The organism is Nocardia sp. PLKS1-43 (genome assembly GCF_059510335.1).
The window spans coordinates 790,075-808,766 of sequence record NZ_JCAJZQ010000002.1 but is presented as its reverse complement, the minus strand read 5'-3'; the positions used below and the strand labels follow the sequence as shown (position 1 = coordinate 808,766).

At 68.8% G+C, this 18,692-nt stretch carries 17 protein-coding genes; 9 read left to right on the top strand and 8 right to left on the bottom strand.

The genetic code is table 11. The annotated features are described in order from the left end of the window. Window positions 1–136: 136 nt before the first annotated feature. On the bottom strand, window positions 137–1,105 hold the full coding sequence (locus AC5WS7_RS11575) for a sigma-70 family RNA polymerase sigma factor (protein ID WP_495954415.1): 969 nt from the start codon (window positions 1,103–1,105) through the stop codon (window positions 137–139). A 163-nt stretch (window positions 1,106–1,268) separates the two neighbouring features. Continuing rightward, on the bottom strand, window positions 1,269–2,786 hold the full coding sequence (locus tag AC5WS7_RS11570; RefSeq protein ID WP_495954414.1) for a DUF7782 domain-containing protein: 1,518 nt from the start codon (window positions 2,784–2,786) through the stop codon (window positions 1,269–1,271). Between the two features lie 256 nt (window positions 2,787–3,042). Between AC5WS7_RS11570 and AC5WS7_RS11565 the strand changes: the two genes are divergently transcribed. After that, window positions 3,043–4,119 carry an NAD(P)/FAD-dependent oxidoreductase gene (locus AC5WS7_RS11565; protein ID WP_495954413.1) on the top strand — a complete coding sequence of 359 codons (1,077 nt, stop codon included), beginning with the start codon at window positions 3,043–3,045 and terminating at the stop codon, window positions 4,117–4,119. Then, complete coding sequence (gene sigJ / locus AC5WS7_RS11560; protein WP_495954543.1) at window positions 4,116–5,015, top strand: RNA polymerase sigma factor SigJ; 900 nt, start codon at window positions 4,116–4,118, stop codon at window positions 5,013–5,015. The genes AC5WS7_RS11565 and sigJ overlap by 4 nt, the downstream gene beginning before the upstream one ends. Window positions 5,016–5,280: 265 nt before the next feature. Here the strand turns inward: sigJ and AC5WS7_RS11555 are convergent, their stop codons facing one another. The 5 genes from AC5WS7_RS11555 to AC5WS7_RS11535 form a co-directional block, all read right to left on the bottom strand. Next, window positions 5,281–6,564 (bottom strand): acyltransferase, encoded by a 1,284-nt coding sequence (locus AC5WS7_RS11555; RefSeq protein WP_495954412.1) that lies wholly within the window; start codon window positions 6,562–6,564, stop codon window positions 5,281–5,283. A gap of 327 nt (window positions 6,565–6,891) precedes the next feature. Next, entirely contained in the window at window positions 6,892–8,193 is a 1,302-nt protein-coding gene (locus tag AC5WS7_RS11550) for an FAD-dependent monooxygenase (RefSeq protein ID WP_495954411.1), read from the bottom strand. A 12-nt stretch (window positions 8,194–8,205) separates the two neighbouring features. Continuing rightward, window positions 8,206–8,826: a maleylpyruvate isomerase N-terminal domain-containing protein gene (locus AC5WS7_RS11545; protein WP_495954410.1), complete on the bottom strand. Its 621-nt coding sequence runs from the start codon at window positions 8,824–8,826 to the stop codon at window positions 8,206–8,208. Window positions 8,827–8,828: 2 nt separating this feature from the next. After that, a complete protein-coding gene (locus tag AC5WS7_RS11540) occupies window positions 8,829–9,659 on the bottom strand; it encodes a fumarylacetoacetate hydrolase family protein (protein ID WP_495954409.1) in 831 nt (276 codons plus the stop codon). After that, the gene (locus AC5WS7_RS11535) at window positions 9,656–10,813 is read right to left on the bottom strand and encodes a cupin domain-containing protein (RefSeq protein WP_495954408.1); all 1,158 of its coding nucleotides are present in this window, start codon (window positions 10,811–10,813) and stop codon (window positions 9,656–9,658) included. The genes AC5WS7_RS11540 and AC5WS7_RS11535 overlap by 4 nt, the downstream gene beginning before the upstream one ends. A gap of 64 nt (window positions 10,814–10,877) precedes the next feature. On the opposite strand from AC5WS7_RS11535, the gene AC5WS7_RS11530 reads away from it, so the two are divergent. The 4 genes from AC5WS7_RS11530 to AC5WS7_RS11515 all read left to right on the top strand — a co-directional run bounded on the left by AC5WS7_RS11530 (window position 10,878) and on the right by AC5WS7_RS11515 (window position 14,073). After that, window positions 10,878–11,660, top strand: coding sequence for an IclR family transcriptional regulator (locus AC5WS7_RS11530; protein WP_495954407.1), 783 nt, complete (start codon window positions 10,878–10,880; stop codon window positions 11,658–11,660). A gap of 90 nt (window positions 11,661–11,750) precedes the next feature. Then, entirely contained in the window at window positions 11,751–12,932 is a 1,182-nt protein-coding gene (locus AC5WS7_RS11525) for a cytochrome P450 (protein WP_495954406.1), read from the top strand. Continuing rightward, the gene (locus AC5WS7_RS11520; RefSeq protein ID WP_495954405.1) at window positions 12,929–13,117 is read left to right on the top strand and encodes a ferredoxin; all 189 of its coding nucleotides are present in this window, start codon (window positions 12,929–12,931) and stop codon (window positions 13,115–13,117) included. The genes AC5WS7_RS11525 and AC5WS7_RS11520 overlap by 4 nt, the downstream gene beginning before the upstream one ends. 32 nt (window positions 13,118–13,149) lie before the next feature. Further along, a complete protein-coding gene (locus AC5WS7_RS11515) occupies window positions 13,150–14,073 on the top strand; it encodes a LysR family transcriptional regulator (RefSeq protein ID WP_495954404.1) in 924 nt (307 codons plus the stop codon). 7 nt (window positions 14,074–14,080) lie between these two features. On the opposite strand, the gene AC5WS7_RS11510 is transcribed toward AC5WS7_RS11515, so the two are convergent. After that, a complete protein-coding gene (locus AC5WS7_RS11510) occupies window positions 14,081–14,695 on the bottom strand; it encodes a TetR/AcrR family transcriptional regulator (RefSeq protein ID WP_495954403.1) in 615 nt (204 codons plus the stop codon). Window positions 14,696–14,891: 196 nt separating this feature from the next. Here AC5WS7_RS11510 and AC5WS7_RS11505 point away from each other — a divergent pair, with 196 nt between their 5' ends. The 3 genes from AC5WS7_RS11505 (at window position 14,892) to AC5WS7_RS11495 (ending at window position 18,685) form a co-directional block, all read left to right on the top strand. Next, window positions 14,892–16,502 (top strand): MFS transporter, encoded by a 1,611-nt coding sequence (locus tag AC5WS7_RS11505; protein WP_495954402.1) that lies wholly within the window; start codon window positions 14,892–14,894, stop codon window positions 16,500–16,502. Window positions 16,503–16,707: 205 nt separating this feature from the next. Then, the gene (locus AC5WS7_RS11500) at window positions 16,708–17,691 is read left to right on the top strand and encodes a phosphotriesterase family protein (RefSeq protein ID WP_495954401.1); all 984 of its coding nucleotides are present in this window, start codon (window positions 16,708–16,710) and stop codon (window positions 17,689–17,691) included. Between the two features lie 43 nt (window positions 17,692–17,734). Next, a complete protein-coding gene (locus tag AC5WS7_RS11495) occupies window positions 17,735–18,685 on the top strand; it encodes a phosphotriesterase family protein (RefSeq protein WP_495954400.1) in 951 nt (316 codons plus the stop codon). Window positions 18,686–18,692 lie beyond the last annotated feature (7 nt).

Genomic DNA, 18,692 nt, shown 5'->3' with positions numbered 1-18,692 from the left:
CAGCGCCGGCCGGTTCGCGCAGGCCCGGGGAGGGGGAAGGGCGCGCGTCGCCGACCGGCGCTTCGGGTGACCGGATCGGGCCCCGATCACCACGGGGAGCTGGGCCGGATTCCGGACGGCCCAGCGTCTGGGGGATCTAGCTGGCGTAGGCACGCAGTCGGTCGGCCCGCTCGCCCTTGCGGAGCTTGGCCATCACCTCACGCTCTATCTGCCGAACCCGCTCGCGGGACAGGCCGAACAGCTTGCCGATCTGGTCCAGGGTGCGGGGCTGACCGTCGTCGAGGCCGAAGCGCAGGCGGATGACCTGCTGTTCACGCTCGTCCAGGGTGGCCAGCACGCTGCGGACGTCGTTGTGCATGATTCCGGCGATGACGGCGCTCTCGGCGGAGGTGGCCTCGGAATCCTCGATGAAGTCACCGAGGGGAGCCTCTTCGTCGTTGCCGACCGGCATGTCCAGGCTTACCGGATCGCGGCTGTGGTCCAGCAGATCGGCGATCTTCTCGACCGGAATGCCCGATTCGGCGGCCAGTTCCTCGTCGGTGGCCTCGCGGCCGAGCTGCTGATGCAGTTCGCGCTTGATCCGGGCGAGCTTGTTGACCTGCTCGACCAGGTGGACGGGGAGCCGGATGGTGCGGCTCTGATCGGCCATACCGCGGGTGATGGCCTGCCGGATCCACCAGGTGGCGTAGGTGGAGAACTTGAACCCCTTGGCGTAGTCGAACTTCTCCATCGCCCGGATCAGACCCAGATTGCCCTCCTGGATCAGATCCAGCAGCGGCATGCCGCGTCCGGTGTAGCGCTTGGCCAGCGACACGACCAGGCGCAGGTTGGCCTCGAGCAGATGCTGCCGGGCGGCCTGGCCGTCCCGGACCAGAACCGCGAGGTCACGCTTGCGGGTGGCGGCCAACCGCTTACCGGTCTCCAACAGGTGTTGGGCATAGAGGCCCGCCTCGATGCGCTTGGCCAGCTCGACCTCGTCGGCGGCCGTGAGCAGCGCAGTCTTGCCGATGCCGTTCAGGTACACGCGTACCAGGTCGGCTGCGGGGCTCGTGGCGTCGAGGTCCTGATCGCTGGCGCGCAGCCCAGTGGTGGCGGGGCTTGTCATGACTTGCCTCCTGTCGGTGGTGTCTCACTCCGATCAACGGACCCGACAGTGGGAAAGTTCCCCGACACCTCGGCGATAAACCGTGCTGAGCTGCGGCTTTCACCACACCCATCTGAGAAGTTCCTAAGAAGGGCGCAGCGCGGGAACGGCCGCGGGTCGCGTGCTACGCGGGGTGGATCAGACCATGCCGAACCAACCCGGAGACGATCGTGAGTGCGGTGGCACGGAATTCGGCTGTCGCCTCCGTACCGGTGTGACCGACCGCGAGCAGATCGATCAGTTCCTGTAACGGCAGGCCGTCCGCGCGCATTCCCGCGAGCAGGGCGGCGGTGGAGTCGTCCACCTCGTGCTGCCAGCGCGGGCCGTTGCCGCGATGCAGCCGCGCGACGCGCTGCTCCCAGCCGTCCGGCCCGGTCAGGTAGACCCGCTCCAGCGCGGTCGCCGCATCCACGCCGAACCGCGCGGACCAGGCCAGATCCGGATCGGCCGCGACCGCGCGCAGCCAGGCGGAGCGTTCGAAGTAAGCGGTCGCCTCGGCCCCGAGCGGATCGTCGAAACCGTGGGTGAGATCCTCGGCGAGCAGTTCGGTGGGCCCGTCGATCGCCCGCAGATAAACGAACCCGAAGCCGATGCCCTCGACCTCGGCGTCCTCGAAGGCATCCAGCCATGCTCGCGCACGTTCCTGCGCGTCGCGATCGCGCGGATCGAGCCCGGCGTCGCGCAGCCAGGTACCGACGTAGAGAGCGGGGTCGGCGACATCGCGCTGCACGATCCAGGCGTCCACGCCGTGATCGGGCAGCCACGAGGACACCCGGGCGCGCCAGTCCTCGCCGGTGCGATGCACCCAGGAGGCCAGCATGGCCGCGGTGCCGCCCGGGGCGAGCAGCTCGGGCGCCCGGGAGACGACCAGTTCGCTGGCGCCGTCCAGCGCCAGACCCGAATCGCGATAGGTGTGTTCGATGCGGGCCGGCCCGACCACGAACGGGGGATTGGCGACCACCTGATCGAATCGTCGCCCGGCGACCGGCTCGAACCAGGAACCTTGCAGCAGTTCGATATCCAGTCCGTCGAGTGCGGCCGTGGCCTGGGCCAGCCACAGCGCTCGCGCGCTGACGTCGGTGCCGGTCACCGCCCGCGCGTAGCTGGCGGCGTGCACGGCCTGCACCCCGCACCCCGTGCCAAGATCCAGGACCGAGCCGACGGGGTCGGTCGGGGTGGCGCGCAGCAGCGACAGCGAGGCGTGGCCGACGCCCAGGACGTGATCGGCGCTGAGCGTGCGGCGCTGAACCGAGTCGTCCAGATCCGACAGCACCCAGCGAGTTCCACCGCCGAGATCCAGCGGCCGCAGATCGAGCGCGGCCCGCACGATGCCGCCGTCCCGTTCGAGCAGTCCGGCGGCCACCGCCCGGTCCAGATCCAGCGGGGCCAGCGCCGCCGCGACGTCGCGTTCGGGTTCCGGATCACCGAGCAACAGCAGCCGGACCAATGTGCCCAGCTCGCCCGCGTCACGGACCGCCCGGCGCACCGGCACGGGCTCGGACCGGCCCAGGGCGGTGTGCGCGTCGTTGCCGAGCACCTCGAGCAGGGTGTCCGCGTCGTAGCGGGCGCGGGTGAGCGCGGTGCGCAGATCGGGCGCGAGTGCGGCCAGCGGTGAGACGACGGTCGTCGGATTGGGGGACATGACTCGGAACTCTGCCAGGATCACCGCCGATCACCTGCTGGCGGGGGCCGTCACGGGAGCTGCGACAGCCTGCTCGCGCGGACCGGCCGGAATCGCCACGCGGGAGCGAATCGGGCTGCCGAGGACGGCCGCCTCCGCCGGCGAAAACGAGATGACCAGCTGTTTCGTCCTGGGTGACGCACGTCACGGTCGAGCCCCATCACAGACCACGGCCGCCCGGCATCTCATACAGGACCCTCGACGACAGGAGATAGAGATGAAGGTCCTGGTGGTAGGTGCCGGATATGCGGGCACGATCGCGGCGAATCGGCTGGCGCGCAAGATCTCCGAGGCGGAGATCACGGTGATCAATCCCCGGCCGGAATTCGTCGAGCGGGTGCGGCTGCATCAGCAGATCGCGGGTTCGGGAGCCGCCGCGACGCCGCTCACGGCGATGTTGCGCCCGGGCATCGACACCCGGATCGGCACCGTGGAGAAGATCGGTGACGGCACCGTCCGGCTCGACGACGGGGCGAGCATCCCCTTCGACCATCTGTTCCTGGCCATCGGCAGCACCGTCGAACCGCCGGCGGGCGCGGTCGCGGTGGGCACGTGGGAGGGTGCGCGGACCGCGCACACGGAACTGGCCGCATTGACCGGCGGGCAGGCGGTGACCGTCGTCGGCGGCGGTCTCACCGGAATCGAGACCGCCGCCGAGATCGCCGAGGCCCGGCCGGATCTGCGTGTGCGCCTGGTGGGCTCCACGATCGCGGCGAGCCTGTCCGAGGGTGGTCGGCGCCGAGCACGTGCCGGATTGGCACGCCTGGCCGTGGAGGTGGTGGAGGACACCGTCGAGGAGGTCGCCCGGGACGCCGTGCTGCTGCGCTCGGGTGCGCGGCTTCCCACGGATCTGACGCTCTGGGCGATCGTGGCCGCCGTACCGGATCTGGCCGCGCGCAGCGGTCTGACCGTGCGCCGGGACGGCCGCGCGGTCGTGGACGACTATCTTCGAAGCGTGGACGACCCGCGAATCTTCGTGATCGGGGACTGCGCGGCGGTTCCGGGCGCGCGATTGGCATGTGCGACCGCGGAACCGCAGGGCGCACACGCCGCGAATACGCTGGCCCGGTTGGCGGCCGGGCGCGCACCGAGGCCGTACTCCATGGGCTATGCCGGGCAGGGGCTGAGTCTCGGTCGCCGGGACGCGGTGATCCAGCTCGTCCGCCGGGACGATTCGGTCCGCCGGATGTTCCTGGCCGGGCGCGGCGGCGCGGTCGTCAAGGAGACTGTGTGCCGGTGGGCGAAATACGGTGCGAGGACGGCGAATTACGCGTGGTTGCGGGGACCGGGGTGACTTCGCCGCCGGATCCGGACCAGGAGTTCACCGCGCATCGGCCGCTGCTGTTCTCGATCGCCTACGAGATCCTCGGCTCTGTCGGTGACGCCGAGGACGTGCTGCAGGACAGCTATCTGCGTTGGCGCACGGTGGATTTCGCCGAAATCGGCAATCCGCGTGCCTATCTCGCGCAGATCGTCACCCGGCAGGCGATGACGGCGCTGCGGTCGGCCGCGCGGCGCCGGGAGACCTATGTGGGTCCGTGGCTGCCCGAACCGCTGGCCGCGGACGGGCAGGAGGAGACCGAGGGTATCCGGCACGTGCTCACCGGTGAGGCCGTCACCACGGCGATGCTACTGATCCTCGAGACCCTGACCCCGTTGCAGCGCGCGGTCTTCGTGCTGCGGGAGGTGTTCGAATTCGGTTATGCGGAAATCGCTGCCGCGGTCGGCAGATCCGAACCCGCTGTGCGGCAGCTGAATCAGCGTGCTCGCGATCACGTCCGCGCCCGGCGCGAATCGGTGTACGGCGCGATCGCGGTCCCCGCCGACGCGGCCTCGGTCGCCGAGCGGTTCTCGATCGCCGCAGCCACCGGCAACGTGCAATCCCTGATGGATGTCCTCGCACCCGACGTGGTTTTCCTCGCCGACGGCGGTGGCATCGTCAGCGCGGCGCGGAGCCCCGTGCTGGGGCCGGACCGGGTGGCCCGGCTGCTGATCGGGCTGATGTCCAAGGGGCGGCGGATGGGCGAACTGGGCGTCCGCTTCGGGGTCTACAACGCGATGCCGGCCGTGGCGGCCACGATCGACGGCGTGCTGGACCAGGTGACCTGCATCGAGGTGCGCGGCGGTCTCGTCACGGCGGTCTATTGCATCCGTAATCCGGAGAAGCTGCGGATGGTCGTGACCTCGTAGAACGCGGAGAAACTCCGCGAATGGCCGAACCCGGTCCGGCCTCACCGCTGCCCACGTGCTCGCCCGGCACGATCGGGTGACCCTGTGCGAGCGGGACCACGCGAACGATCCGCACGACGCCGATGCGATGGTCACTCGCCGTTGTATCGGCCGCCGAGGTACCGGCGGGGACAGCCGTACCGCGAGCGCGGCTGACATCCCTCGAGACGCCGACTGCTCCGGCCGATTCACATCTCGGCCGGAGCAGTCGGGTGGTTCGATCGATTCAGCCGCGTTCGGGGGTGGGAATCTCCTCGGCCGCGGGAATCTCCGCACGGGCCGGGATTTTCTCGGGACGCCGGCCGAAGAGGGCACGGAAATCCGTGTGTACCATCGGGCGCCCGTTGAGCCAGATACTCCCGGGCACCCGCCGGGTGACCTCGGCCCCGAACAGCGACATCGCCATGACGGTCACGTACACCACCACCGTGCACCACAGCGTGCCGATCGCGTGGGCCATGGGGATGATCCAGGGAGCGATCAGTTGCAGGGCGAACGGATGCAACAGGAAGACCCCGAACGACCGGTCCGCGCCGTAGGACAGCCACCTGGCCCTGGTCGAGCCGGGCCGCTGATTCGCGGTCCCCCAGGTGCCCAGTGTGTACAGGGCGGCGATGACGAGGACGAAGAAGACGATCAGGTGCGGCATGAAGATGTTGCTGGCCTGCCACGGCGGCAATCCGCGATCGGTGGAGCGCAGGAAATCCCATGCCGAGAGAACCGCGGCGACGACCATGCCCAGCACCAGCAGCGGTCCGAACCGCTTCACCGCCCGGTCGACGGCCGCCAGATGCCATGCGGCGACCGCGCCGAGTACCACGTAGAACTGATACGCGAACACCACGGCGTAGATGTGCGTCCAGATCGTGGCGGCGACACCGGTGAACGCCGGGGGATGTGTGGCGAGCCACAGGAAGCCCAGTTGCAGCGCGCCGCTGACCGCCAGCACCCAGCGATGGTAGCCCTCGGTCGCGCGCAGCAGTTTCAGCAGCAGCGGGAACAGCAGGTAGACCTGCATGGTGACCAGCAGGAAGTACATCTGGTACCAGGCTTCACCGGTCGCGATGTCGACGACCAAGCGCCACAACGCATGTGGGATCGGCTCCTGGAAATTCCCCAGGACGATCGCGTAGGCCCAGTAGAACACCGACCAGACCACGTACGGGATGCCGATCAGCATGAAACGCCGACGCCAGAAGGTGCGTGCGGAGAAGGGCTTGCGGGCCGTCTGGTAGACCAGCACGAAGGCGGTCAGGGCGAAGAACGCCAGGCGGGTGAAGTGCAGCAGTGTCTGCGCCGCGTTGGACGTCACGTTGTCCGGAGTGGTCGACCCGCTGGTGACGTGGTCCAACACGACGCAGGCGAAGGTGATGATCCGGAACAGGTCTACCTGATATAGGTACGGCCGCTTGATTTTTCGAGGTTGCGCCGATTCCGGATGAGCTTCCGGACTCGGGCCGGCGATCGTGAGCGTCGCAGTGTTCACGGTGCCGCGATCGTCCTGCGTCATCTGCCTCCTCGTCTCCTGCCGGACCCTGGTTCCGGCTGCGACTCATGGTGTCAGCCGACACTGTGAATCACCTTCACGCAATCTCCGAAGCGCCTGGGCCGAACACGGTGTGGCCCAGTGGACTCCGGTCGCGCCTGCGTCTCGCTGGGCGCCATCGACGACTCGACCGGATACGGCATCCGGGAGATTGTCGGGATTTACCGTCGGTTCCGGCCGGAAGCGTAACAGGTCGATCGGCAATCGGACACGTGTCGCGGTGACGGCGGACACCGTGGTCGTTGCCCGAGGTAACTGTTTTTGCTACCCGAAAACAGGTTTAGACGCAGTTCACCGCGCATGTTCGCGGCGACCGGCCGATGCGACTCGCGCGGCGTGAATTCGGTCGGCGGACGCGAGCGGGATCGGCTCGAACATGGCCGGTTCGTCCCCCGGGAACAGCGCGGTCGGGCCGTAGATCCAGTCGGTGAACGAGTAGTCGTGCACGGCGCGTGCGCGAAGCAGCGTGTTGCGGCGCTCCCGCTGAACTCCGTCGAGGTGCCACAGTTCACCCCAGGCGCGGGCGGTCAGTACGACGCGGCGGCAGTGTTCGGGCCGGACCGCCGCATAGGCCGCGAGCGTGCCGGGCCAGTCGACGGTGTGGTCGGCCCTGCGCAGGCGCTCGGCATGCTCCGCCAGGACCCAGCCGTCCTCGATCGCCATGATCGCGCCCTGGGCCATGTATTGCAGCGGGGGATGGGCCGCGTCGCCGAGCAGGGCGATCCGGCCCTGGACCCAGGTGTCGATCGGGTCGCGGTCGTACATCCGCCACCACTTGTCCCGCCACATGTGCGGCAATCCCTGGCGCACTGCCGCGCAGGTCCCCTCGAATGCGGTGTCGAGCTCGTCCGGCGTGCCCCAGTCGTCGAGTCCGGCGCGCGCCTTGGGGGATTCGAAGACCGCGACCTGGTTGAGCAGATCTCCGCCGCGCAGTCCGTAGTGGACGAAATGACACCGTGGTCCGACGTGCACGACCACCTCGGACAGGTCGACCGGGCGGCCCGCCCGGGCGACCGGCACGGTGCCGCGATAGGCGACGTACGCCGAGGACACCGGCCGATCGTCGAGGAACATCTTGCGGGCGACCGAATGCAGTCCGTCGGCGGCGATGACGACGGCCGCCCGGTGATCCGCGCCGTCCCGCGTGGTGGCGGTGGCTGTCCCGGCGTCCTGGGTGTACGAGACGACCCGCTGCTCGGTGAGCAGTTCCACGCCCGCGTTCCGGCAGGCGTCCAGGAACAGTGCGTGCAGGTCGCTGCGGTGGATGACCAGATACGGGAAGCCATAGCGTCGTTCGAGGTCACGCAGGTCCAGTGCGGTGAGCTCACTGCCGTCGACCGCGTCGCGCATCACCATCCGATCCGGCACGACGCCGCGGGCCTTGGCGGCGTCCAGCAGACCGTAGTCGTCGAGGATGCGCGTGCAGTTGGGTGCGAGCTGAATTCCCGCGCCGACCTCGCCGAATTCGCCGGCCTGCTCCAGAACTCGTATTCGAAGACCGAGCCGGGCCAGCGCGAAGGCGGCGCCGAGGCCGCCGATTCCCCCACCGACGATGACGACGTCGGGCGTGCTCGCGGTGTCCGGGGTGCTCATGCGGTGGTCTCCTTACAACCAGGGGCCGAGGTCGGGGACATCGGCGAGAGAATGGGAACGTCCGGCGAGGTAGGCGGCGACCTCGGGCAGCGGACCGGCGGGGAGCTTGCCGAGACCTCGCTTGGCGCCGATATCCGCCACGAGTGCGGTCAGGAAGTCCCCGGGCAGGTCGGCGAACCGCACGCCGGTGCCGAGATCGACCGTGTGGACGCATACCTCGCGCGCTCGCAGCCACGGAATCTCGGTGGCGGGCACGGCCCGGCCCTGTGCGGTGCGAACCTCGGTCTCCCACTGTTTTTCGGTGAGCGCGGCCATGGCGTCGGTCAGCCGGTGTGCCGACCCGTGCAGTGCGGCGATCAGATCGGTCGCGGAAAGCCTTGCCCCGGACTCGATATCGGCGGCGCGCTGGTCGGGTGAGGAGTACATGGGGTGGGGTTCGCCGGTCGCGGCCCAGGACACGAGGTGGCCGAGGGCATCGGCGTTGGCGGCGACGTGCGCGAGCAGGTGTTTGCGCGTCCAGCCGGGCAGGCCGCACGGCAGCGACATCTGCGATTCGCCCAGTGCGGCGGCCTGTTCGGTGAACCGGGCAGTGCCGGCCGCGACCCAGCGCAGTGCGTCCGCGTGCGTGCGCACCGTCACGACTCCGCGACGATCCGGTTGGTGCACTGCCCCAGTCCGGCGATCCGCGTCACCACGGTCTCGCCGCCGGTGAGATACACCTTGGGATCGCGGGCGTGGCCGACTCCGGCGGGGGTGCCGGTGGCGATCAGGTCGCCCGGGTTCAGCCGGATGACCGTGGAGATGTACCGGACGAGGTGGACCGGGTCGAACAGCAGGGTGCCGGTGTCGTCGCGCTGCATGACCCGGTCGTCGACGAGGGTGGTCACCTCGAGTGCCGGGCGGACCCCGCCGACCTCGTCGGGGGTCACCAGGTAGGGCCCGACCGGGGTGGAGGAGTCCCAGATCTTGCCCTGGGACCATTCGACGGTGCGGAACTGCCAGTCCCGCACGGAGATGTCGTTCATGACGGTGAATCCCGCGATGGCGGTGGCGGCCTCGTCGTCGTTCGCTCGGCGCACCGGCTTGCCGATGACGACCACCAGTTCGACCTCCCAGTCGAGGGCGTCGGTCTCCGCGGGTTTGGCGATCGGGTCGTCCGGCCCGGTGAGGGTGTCCGCGAACTTCGTGAAAAGTGTTGGGTAGCTGGGAAGTTCGCGACCCATCTCGGCGATGTGGTTGGTGTAGTTGTGGCCGACGCAGATCACCTTGGACGGGTCGGGCACCACCGGGGCGAAGTCGGCATCCGCCACCGGCCGGCTCGCGCCGGTGGCCGTGGCGGCGACGGTGGCCCAGTCCTCGCGGGCCAGCAGCGCGCCGAGGTGTTCGTGGCCCAGATCGACCAGCAGGTCGCCGTCGAGGCGGACCGCGCGGGTGCCGCCGTCGACGCGGAGGGTGGCGAGTTTCATCGGGTGATCTCCTGACGGTCGAGCCGGAGCGCCTCGAAAACGGGTGCGTCCGAAAAACGGAACAGATCCAGTGCGCCGGAATCGGAGTCGGTGCGACCGGCCTCCGAGGTGGCGGAGAAGGGTTCCCACGAGGGAACGACGAACAGATCCCCGCGCGTGACCGACCAGCTCGCGTCGCCGACGCGGACCGTGCCGGACCCGTCGAAGACCTGGTAGACCGAGGAGCCGGTTTCGCGGACCGGGGCGGTCTGCGCGCCTCGGGCGATGCGGTGGAACTCCGCGCGCAGCGTCGACAGAACGTCGGAACCGTTGTGCGGGTTGGTGAATCGCACCGCGGCATGACCAGGCTCGACGGTGCCGCCGTAGCCCTGCCGCTCCAGCAGCAACTGATCGCTCAGCGCGGCGTCGGTGTGCTCCCATTTGTAGGCCAGCAGCGGCGAGCCGGGACCGACTCGCCCGACCGACAGCGGCCGCAGGCCCGGATGACCCCAGAGTCGTTCGGAGCGTGAGCGTTCCGGCGTGATCCGCTCGGCCTGGCCGAGCTGTTCGCGGCCGAACTCGAAGAACTGCGATTCGACGAGGTACTGGAACGGGATGTCCAGGCCGTCGATCCAGGCCATCGGCTCGCTGGTCGCGTTGTGGTGCGCGTGCCAGTTCCAGCCCGCCTGCGGCAGGAAATCACCCCGGCGCATCGGGACCGCATCGCCGGCGGGCGTGTCGCCGTTGCCGCCGACCACGGTCCACACGCCCGAGCCCTCGACCACGAAGCGGAACGCGTGCTGGGTGTGCCGGTGTTCGGGGGCGTCCTCGCCGGGCATCAGGTACTGGATCGCGGCCCACAGCGTCGGGGTGGCGAACGGCCGCCCGCCCAGGCCCGGGTTCGCCAGCGCGATCGCCCGGCGCTCACCGCCGCGGCCGACCGGGACGATCGCACCAGCCTGTTCGGCCAGGCGCAGCAGCTTATGCCATCGCCACAAGTGCGGCGCCGCATGTGAATTCGGCCGCGCAGGCATCAGATCGCCGATCTGCGTCCACAGCGGTACGAGCAACTCCTGCTCGAAGCCGCGGTACAACTCCTCGAGGGCGGGAGTCACCTCCGGCTGATTCGGTGCGCTGACCGCCTGTAGCCGGACGGGGGTGTCGGTCGTGCTCATATCTCCACCCTGATCCCGGTAGCATCAGCAGAACATGAAATTCTGCACAACGGAACGGAGTGCGGTGAGCGCGGAACAGAAGACACCACCGGCGTACGTGGTGACCAGCGCTGACCACGCGTTGCGGGCGGCGGTGATGCTCCAGTTGGAGGGCGGGCTGACGGTGAGCCACATCGCCGAGCGCCTGGGCGTCGCGCGTTCCACGGCCCATCGGCTGCTGCAGACGCTCGTCTATCGCGACTTCGCGGTCCAGGACGACCAGCGCGCCTATCACCCCGGGCCGGTTCTGCAACTCGCCACGCACTCGCAGTCCCGGACCTCCCGATTGCGGGCCGCGGCCCTGCCGCACCTGCAACGACTGGTCGACGTCGTGGGAGAGTCGGCGAATCTGACCATCCGCACCGGGGATACGACGCGATTCATCGCGAGCATCGAATGCTCGCAGGCGCTGCGGGTGGGTTCGCGCGAGGGGATGGTGTTCCCGGCCCATCGCACCACCGCCGGTCTGGTGTTGCTCGCCGCGCTCGACCCCGCCGAGGTCGACGACCTGTACGCCGGGCAGCGGTATGTCGAACATCCGGACGAACAGCCCGACCTGCCGAGGCTGCGCGCCCAGCTCGCCCGGGTCCGCCGGGCCGGATTCGCGCTCAACAACGGGCTGTCCGAACGCGGCGTGGTCGCGATCGGCGTACCGGTCCGGGACTCCGAAGGCACCGCGCTGGCAGGTCTGTCGATCTCGATGCCGTCCGTCCGCTACGACCGTGATCGGCTGCCGTCGCTCGTCGCGACGCTGCTCCGGTCGGCTGGGGCCATCGAGGCGGGCGGCGCCCGCGAGGACATGCACTGAATGCATGCAACGGCATGCAAAACATGTGTTTGATCGATGTGAATGCGGTCACTTCAATGGGCTTACCGATTGCCGACCCGAGGTGAACCCATGACCGTCTCAGCCCCGCCCGTCTCCGATCTCGACCTGTTCGACGACGAGGTGCTCATCGATCCGTACCGGTCGTACGCCGCATTGCGCGAGCTCGGGCCGGTCGTGCATCTGCCGGCGAACGAGGTGTACGCGCTCACCCGGTACCGGGTGATCCGCAAGGCCCTGATCGACTGGGAGAGCTTCTCCTCGGCCGGGGCGATCGGCTTCAACCCGATGGTGAACGAGGCGCTGGCCGGAACCTCCCTCGCCTCGGATCCGCCGGATCACACGCGATTGCGGGCCACGCTCACCGCGAATCTGTCGCCGCGGGCGCTGCGCGGGTTGAAGAAGACGATCGACGCCAAGGCGGACGCGCTGGTCGCGGACCTGGCCGCGCGCGGATCGTTCGATGCCGTCGACGCATTGGCTCGTGCGTTCCCCTTGCAGGTCGTCGCCGATCTGATCGGCTTCACCGGCCGCGTCCGCGACAACATGCTGCGCTGGGGGCAGGCCGCGATGCAGGTCATCGGGCCGATGAATTCCCGTACGGCGGAAAGCTTCCCGATCGCGGGCGAGTTGTACGAGTGGTGCTCGACGGTCACCGCCGAGGACCTGTCGCCCGGCTCGGTCGGTCGCGGCATCTTCGAGGCGCAGGAGCGCGGCGCGATCCCGCCCGGCACCGCCGGACACATCATCCACCAGTATCTGGGCGCCGGTGTCGACACCACGATCGCGGCCATCGGCAATATCGTCGCCCTGTTCGCGGCGCACCCGGAGCAGCTCGCCCTGGTCCGCGCGAATCCGGCGCTCGTGCCCGGCGCGTTCAACGAGGCGCTGCGGTACTGGGCGCCGGTCCACGCGTGGGGGCGTCGCGCCACCGAGGACGTGGTGATCGACGACCTCGTGATCCCGGCGGGAGCGAAGGTCGCGATCCTGTTCGGCGCGGGAAACCGGGATCCGCGGCACTACGAGAATCCCGACGCGTTCCTGGTCGAGCGGGCGCCGACCGATCACCTGTCCTTCGGTTACGGTCCGCACGGCTGCGCCGGGCAGGGGCTGGCCCGGCTCGAAGGGCATGCCGTCGTCGAGGCGCTGGCCCGCCACGTCGGACGGCTCGTCGTCGGCGACGAGGTGCGGATCCCGAGCAACATCACCCGCGGCATCGAGCAGTTGCCCGTGCGTGAGGTGCTGCCGGTATGAGGCTCGAGGTGGATCGGACACGCTGCGAGGGACACGGATTGTGTGCGGGTGCAGCACCGGCGCTGCTCGAACTCGACGATGACGGTGAGCTGACCTTCGTCCGCGACGAGGCGCCGGACAGCGATGCGGAACAGGCCCGTGCCGCTGCCCGGGTCTGCCCGGTCGCGGCCCTGCGTCTGGTCTGAACCGGGCCGGGCGCCGCGTAAGGTTCGACGCGATGAGCGAAGCGGAAGCGGACCTCGCGCGGTCCGGGCTGGATCGGCTGGCCTCGGTCAACCTCAACCTGCTGGTGCCACTGCTCGCGGTGCTGGAGGAACGGTCGGTGACCAGGGCGGCCGAGCGTATCGGGCTGACCCAGTCCGCGATGAGTCACGCCGTGGGCCGGATGCGTCGCCTGTTCGACGACGACCTGCTCGTCCGGCAGGGCAGCAGCGGCGCGACGCTGACCCCGCGCGCGCTGGAGCTGATCGCACCGCTGCGGGCGGTGCTGCAACAGACCGCCGACCTGGTCGACTTCCCCGCCTTCGATCCGGCGACCGATCGCCGCGTCATCACCGTCGCGATGACGACCAGTACGGCCTTCGTCCTCGGGCCGCGGCTGGGCGCCCTGGTGGCCGAACGCGCCCCGTACGCGACCCTGCGACTGCGCACGATCGCCGTGCCGACCGAATCCACCTTCACCGAACACGGCGTCGACGTCGTCCTGCTTTCCGAGGGATTCGCCGCACCCCATCCGCGTGAGCGGCTGTACGACGACCGGTGCGTGGTGGTGGCCTCGACGCGCACGTCCCCGGAAGCGAGCGCGCTCGAACTGCTGACCACCGAGCCGCATATCGTCGTGGACAGCGAACGCCGGGTGTTCCCGTACGGGGTGCTCGACGAGCAGGGCGTCAGTTACCGTGTCGGACAGCGGATCTCAGATTTCCTGCTGGTGCCGTACCTGGTCGCGCGGGTGGGCGGTGTGGCGCTGCTGCGCTTCCGGGTCGCGGCCGCGATGGGGACACTGCTCGAGTTGCGGATCGAGGAGTTCCCGTTCCCGATCCCCGGGCTCGGCGTCGATATGGTCTGGAATCCGAATCTCGGTGACCAGCATTTCATCGCGTGGCTGCGCCGACTGCTGTTCGACGCGGCCAGGCCCTGACCGGGAGTCAGTGTCGCCCGATCGAGCCGACCCAACTCTCGGTGAGCACGTCCAGCATCTGCTCGCGCTCGACGCCCCAGTGTCCCGGAGTCCAGTGCCGCGCAACATGATCCAGCGCGGTAATCGCGATGACGCTGCGGAAGTGGCGAGTTCCGGCGGGGAACCGGTCCGCCCGGTCGAGACCGTCCTCGATATCGCCGATGGCCTCGTTCAGCCACTCGTCCAACAGTGCGCGGATCTCCGGATCGACGGCGGCCGCCTCGAAAGCCGTTGTGGTGTAAGGGCGGATCGCATCCCATCGCGCCGAGGTCGCGGTGAGCCAGGTGCGGATCCGCTCGGGTGAGCCGTCCTGCACCACGGCGACCAGCTCGCGTTCGGTCGATCCGTGTTCTGCCGACGGCACTCGGTCGAGTTCGCGATTGAGCCGCTCGGCGATCAGCGCCTTCATCAGATCGACCTTCGAGGGGAAGTACGCGTAGAAGGTCACCCGGGTCGTGCCCGCCGCGGAGGCGATGTCATCGACCGTCGTCGTCGCATATCCCTTGGACACGAACAGTTCCAGCCCGGCATCGAGCAGGAGTTTGCGCGTCATCTCCTTCTGCGCTTCACGAAGCGTCGCCATCTCGCCAGGGTAGAGCACCTCGGTTGGGATCCGTGCTCACCGGTCGTTCTGAATACTCAACGATTGCATGCTTGACACAGCGTTAAGAAATATGACACCTTGCACATTCGAGCGGTGTCCGCTCTCACAACGGGCCGGTGGACGCGGGCAGTCGAGCCGACCGCCCCCGGCCCCATCGAAGGAAAGAAAATCCGCAATGACGCAGATCAGTACCCGTAAGAAGGCCCATACCGCCACGGTGGTCGCCGGCTGCTTCGCCGTACTACTCGCGCAGGTGGCGTACTCGTTGCCCGGCGCGCTCAATGGCACCTTCCAACAGGAGTTCGGGACCACCGGCGCGCAGCTGACCTGGGTCACGGCCGCGTTCGCGATCCCGATGGTCGTGCTCGAACTGACCACCGGTGTGATCGGTGATCTGTTCGGCCGCAAGCGATTACTGCAGGCGGGCGCTGTGCTGACCGTCGCCGGATCGGTGGTGAGCTACTTCGCCGGGGCGGTCCAGGTGCTGTGGATCGGTCAGGTCGTGGCCGGAGTGGGCGCCGCGATCCTCTACCCGATCTCGCTGGCGATGCTGGCCGCGGTGAGCCCATCGCCGCAGGCGCGGGCCAAGGTGATCGCCGTCTGGGCCGGATTTCTGTCGATCGGCGCGGCGATATCGCCGCTGCTGGGTGGCTGGCTCGCGCAGGAGGGGAGTTGGCGGACGTCGTACCTGGTGGTGGTCGTGGCGGCCGTGGTGTCGATCGCACTGACGCACCCGGCCGCCGATTCCGCTGCCCCGCAGGGCCGCAAGCTGGACATTCCCGGTCAGCTCACGCTGGCCCTCGGGCTGGTGGCGATCCTGTTCGCCGCCACCCAGGGCTCCGAGGGCGGCTTCCTCCGGCCGGAGATCATCGGCGCGTTCGTCGCGGGCATCGCGCTGCTGGGCGCGTTCGTCGTCGTCGAGCTGCGGTCCGATGCCCCGCTGCTGCACCTGCACATCTTCGCCAACCGCGCCTACGCCGTCGTCGCGGTAGCCACGGTCGTGGGCATGTTCGCCTTTCTGGCGATCTGCTATTCGATGAGCATCCGGCTCGGCGCGGTCCAGCATCAGAGTGCGCTGAAGGTCGGGGTGTTGTTCCTGTTCATCCAGGGACCGGCCTTCCTGCTGGTTCCGCTGGTATCGCAGCTGATCCGGAACTTCTCCCCGCGCTGGGTACTGACCGCCGGATTCGCCCTGATCGCCGTCAGCGGCTTGTGGAGTGCGAGTTTCGACGTCCACGACATGAACTGGACGCGGTTCATCGCACCGATGCTGGTGCTGGGCGTGGGTTTCGCGCTCACCGTCGGCTCGATCACGGCCGTCGCGATCAACTCGGTTCCGCTGCGGCTGGCCGGAATGGCCAGCGCCACCACGAACCTGTTGCGCGACTTCGGTTTCGCGCTCGGTCCGGTGCTCATCGCCGCATTCGCCGTCAGCCGGGCGAACGGCGAGATGACCGGCGGCCTGAGCCGGGCCCTCGGCGCGTCCGGGCTGCCGCCGTCCTACACCGGCATCGCCGGGGGGATCGCCCACGAGGGCGGCGCGATGGCGATCAACTCCCTGCCGGTCGTGCCGGGTGCGGGCGCGCACCTGCCGCCGCTGCCGATGCCCGCGAGCCTGCATCAGCTGGCGTTCGAATCCCTCGGCAGCGCTTACGGTTTCGCGTTCCTGATCGCCGGACTGTGTGCCGCGGGAGCGGCGGTGCTCACCCTGGTCGGGCTGTTCGGCTCGCACCGTGCGGTCGACGAGCCGTCACCGCCCGACGCGGAGTTCGCGGCTACTCGATGAGTGGTGTATGTAAGCACAATTAAATTTACGCAGCGTTGGTTCGCTTGACATGATGTAAGGTTATATGACACCGTTCACATCAGCGGCGTGACCGCATGACTTTGCCCGGGTTCACCCGGAGGCCGACTGCGCCGGAGGGTGCGGGCAGCACAGCCACTCAGGAGGACGACGCGAGGTATCGCGTCGCATCGAAAGGAAGTAGCCAGTGAAGGACGTGAATGCCGGCGGCGGCGTCGTGAACACCGTCCTGGGACCGATTCCCGCTCGAGACCTCGGTGTCGTGGCGGTGCACGAGGCGCTGCTGTCGGTGGTGCCCGGGGCGCAGTACGCATTCGACGTCTCCATCGACCACGCCGAGATCTTCGAGATCCTGGCGGCGAAACTGCGGGACTTCCGCGACTGCGGCGGCGGGACCATCGTCGATGTCACCGGCATGTTCCACGGCCGCGACGTGCGCTTGTACGAAACCCTCTCGCGCGCCACCGGCGTACATATCGTGGCGTCGACGGGAATGGGGCCGGATGGCATGCTCGGCGGGTATTTCCTTACGCCGCAGACGAATCCGCCGACACCGTGGCCGGCCGAGAAGTTCGCCGACCTGTTCGGCGCGGAGGTCGCCGAGGGGATGGTGGTGCCGCGCGTCGAACGCCGCGGCGCGGCCGGATTGGTGGCCACCGCGGCGACCCGCGCGGGCATGACCGCGACCGACGAGAGCCTGTTCCGCGGTGCGGCCCGCGCCGCGCACGCCAACGGTGTTCCGGTATCGATCCGCTTCGGGGCCGAGGCCGCGCACGATCTCGCGGTCGTCCTGGCCGAGGGGCTCGCGGCCGAACGTGTCGTGGTGGGCGGGCTCGACCGCAAGGACGCGGTCGCCGCGGGAGCGCCGCTCGAGATCGCGCGGCGGGGAGCTTACGTCGCCCTGGCCGAGATCGGCACGCAGAGCGGCGAATACGTCACCGACCAGGAGCGCGCCGCGGTGGTCCGCGAACTCGTGGACGCAGGCTTCGGTGATCGAATCCTGTTGTCCAGCAACGCAATCGGTGTAGCCAAGGGTGGCCCCGGCCGCGACCTGCCGTACGGCCACGTCCTGACGGCGTTCGTTCCCCTGCTCACCGCGCAGGGGTTGTCCGCGCAGGACGTGCGGCAGATCCTCGTGGACAACCCGCGCGAACTGCTGACGGTGCGGTGACGCCGATGTCCATCGAATTCCGAATTTCCCGAAGGTGAGTGTCGTGTCGAGAGTGAACACCGTCCTGGGGCCGATCCCGCCCGAAGCGCTGGGGATCGTGGCCGTACACGAGCACATCGGATACGGCATGCCCGGTTCCGAACTGGACACCAAGTGGTGGAAGACGCCCGAACAGCGGTACGCGGAGACCGTGCCGAAATTGCGCGCGTTCCACGAGTACGGCGGCGGCACCTTCGTCGATGTCACCGGCATCTGCAACGGCCGTGACGTGGACTACTACAAATCGCTGTCCGCGAAGACCGGCGTGCACATCGTGGCCTGCACCGGCTTCGTCGGCGGTGACACCGCCCTGCCGTACTTCGCCGAGGCGAGCGTGGAATATCTGGCCGAGCATTTCGTCCACGAGATCACCGTCGGCATCGGCAACACCGGCAGCCGCGCCGGGGTGATCAAGGTCGGGGTGAGCCGCGGCGGCCGGATGACCGAGCTGGACAAGCGCATCTACCGCGCTGCCGCCCGTGCCGCGCTGAGTACCGGCGTGCCGATCCTGACCCACCTGGCGATCGACGCGGAGAACGCCATCGCGATCTTCCACGAGGAGGGGCTGCCGCTGGGGCGCGTGCTGTTCGGGCACGCCGACGACGGCGTCAACGCCGAGAATACCCGCGACACCTGGATCGCCGAACAGGGCGCCCGGGTCGGCTTCGACACCTTCGGCTACGAGACCGAACTCGAGGATCCGCCGTTCTGGGCCCGCCCGCGCAAGGAGCGTCTGGACCATTTCCTGCGCTTCATCGCGGCACACCTGGACAAGGCACTCGCTTCGGCCGATGCCAATTGCAGTCCGCTGGGCTGGCCCGGAGTCAAGGGACACACCGTGAACTACATCTTCGAGGACCTCATCCCGGACCTGCGCGCGGCCGGTGTCGACGAATCCACCATCACCACGCTGTTCGTCGACAATCCCGCGGACTTCCTGACCATCCGGAACTGAATCGGAA